General features: G+C 69.5%; 2 protein-coding genes. One reads left to right on the top strand and one right to left on the bottom strand.

Going from position 1 to position 2,140, the window contains the following annotated elements; all coding sequences use genetic code 11:
* Nucleotides 1-37: 37 nt before the first annotated feature.
* Nucleotides 38-487: a hypothetical protein gene (locus G6028_RS10885; RefSeq protein ID WP_182658843.1), complete on the bottom strand. Its 450-nt coding sequence runs from the start codon at nt 485-487 to the stop codon at nt 38-40.
* Between the two features lie 157 nt (nt 488-644).
* Between G6028_RS10885 and G6028_RS10880 the strand changes: the two genes are divergently transcribed.
* Nucleotides 645-2,033: a M1 family metallopeptidase gene (locus G6028_RS10880; protein ID WP_182658844.1), complete on the top strand. Its 1,389-nt coding sequence runs from the start codon at nt 645-647 to the stop codon at nt 2,031-2,033.
* Nucleotides 2,034-2,140: the final 107 nt, after the last annotated feature.

Genomic DNA, 2,140 nt, shown 5'->3' with positions numbered 1-2,140 from the left:
GCGACGGGCGCGGCAGGGGCATCGCCCTGCGGGCCGGTCACCGGGCGGCACCCCGGCGTGCGATGCGCGCGGCGGCGATCAGTCCGGGCACCGCCACCAGCACCGCACCGAGGAGGTACCACCAGGGGGTGAGGCCGATCGTGGTGCGGATGACGTGCAACCCGGTGACGACGACGAGGACCACCACGCCGGAGCCCGCGACCCCCCAGAGGTACGTCCGGGCCGAACCACGGTGACTGGCGCCGATCGATCGCCGCTGCCAGAAGATCACGGCGAACAGCAGCACCACGTACGCCACCATTGCCCAGTTGGAGAAAATTATCGCGATGGTCCCGGCACCCATCACCACCGCGATGACGGCGGCGAACCAGGCGAAGACCTGGGCGTCGCGCGTGGAGCTCACCGGCGGGCGACCCTCGACCTCCGCGAGGAGCCGGGCGGCCTCGGCGCGATCGAGCTCGCCGGTGGTGCGGTTCTCCGTGGTCATGACGACACCTTCCTCGTGACGGTCCCGGGAGTGTCCACCCGGGAAATGACTAGACCATAGGCAACTACTTTCCACTTTGGCAAGTAGTTTCTGCCGCCCGGCCGCCGGGGGCGGTGCCGATCACCCCGGGTCCACTACACTCGCGCAGGTCATGGAATTGAAGGCAGTCAAGAAGGACCTCATCGCCAAGATCGCAGCCCCCCGCGATTCGTCGCGCGCCGATCCGGTCGACCCCTACCTGCCCAGCGCCGGGAACCACGGCTACCGGGTGACCCGGTACGAACTGGACCTCACCTACAAGATGAGCTCCAACAACCTGCGTGGCCAGGCCGTCATCACCGCCACGGCCACCGAACCGCTCGACTCGGTGCAGCTCGACCTGTCCCCCCACCTCGACGTGTCCAAGGTGTCTCTCGACCGCGGTCGGGTCGCCAGGTACAGCCGACCGCGGGGCAAGCTCACCGTCACCCCGGCCGAGCCGATCCCCGTCGGTGCCGCGTTCACGCTCACCATCCGGTACGCGGGCAACCCGCGCCCGATCCGTGGCGCATGGGGTGAGGTCGGGTGGGAGGAACTGACCGACGGGGTCCTGGTGGCCAACCAGCCCAACGGCGCCGCCAGCTGGTTCCCGTGCGACGACCACCCGTCGTCCAAGGCCCCGTTCCGGATCCGGCTCACCACCGACTCCCCGTACCGCGCGGTCGTGACCGGTTCGCTGGTGGGCAAGAAGCGCAGCGGCAGCACCACCACCTGGGAGTTCGACCTCCCGCAGCCCACCTCCACCTACCTCGTGACGATCAACCTGGGGCAGTACGAGCACCTGGAGGTGACGGGTGGGGCGGTGCCGTTCCACGCCTACCTGCCCGCGGACCTCAAGCGGGACTTCCGGGTGGCGTTCGCCCGGCAGCTCGAGATGATCGAGGTCTTCACCGACCTGTTCGGCCCGTACCCGTTCGGTGAGTACAAGGTGGTGGTGACCGACGACGAGCTGGAGATCCCCCTCGAGGCGATGGGCATGTCCACGTTCGGCCGCAACACCGCCGAGGCGGGCACGGACGACGAGCGGCTGATCGCCCACGAACTCGCGCACCAGTGGTTCGGCAACGCCGTCACCGCCGCCGAATGGAAGCACATCTGGCTCCACGAGGGCTTCGCCTGCTACGCCGAGTGGCTGTGGACCGAGTTCTCCGGCGGCGCGGACGCGGGCAGCCACGCGCTGCGCTACTACTCCAAGCTGCAGAACTCACCCCAGGACCTGCTCCTGGCCGACCCCGGCCCCAAGGACATGTTCGACGACCGCGTCTACAAGCGCGGCGCGCTCACCCTGCACGCCCTTCGCCTGACGATCGGCGACGAGCAGTTCTTCCAGCTGCTGCGTGACTGGGTGACCAAGTACTCGGGCAGCACCGCGACCACCGACGACTTCCTGCACATGGCCGCCGACCACTCCCCCGTCGACCTGCGTCCCCTGTGGTCCGCGTGGCTGTTCTCGGAACCGCTGCCACCCACCCTCGGCATCCCCGATGACCACGCCGGCCGCCGCTGAACCGACGCCCACGGCCGGCCGCCGCGCCGCGGGTGGGATGCGGGCCCTGACTCTGGCGACGGTGTTCGCCGCCGCCTCCGGCTACCTGGTCATGCTGGTCGCCGGCC

Source organism: Dietzia cercidiphylli (assembly GCF_014145145.1).
In the GTDB taxonomy this organism is placed as follows: Bacteria; Actinomycetota; Actinomycetes; order Mycobacteriales; family Mycobacteriaceae; genus Dietzia; species Dietzia natronolimnaea.
Note: the sequence above shows the minus strand (reverse complement) of the source record. Positions and strands in the feature narration are given on the sequence as shown.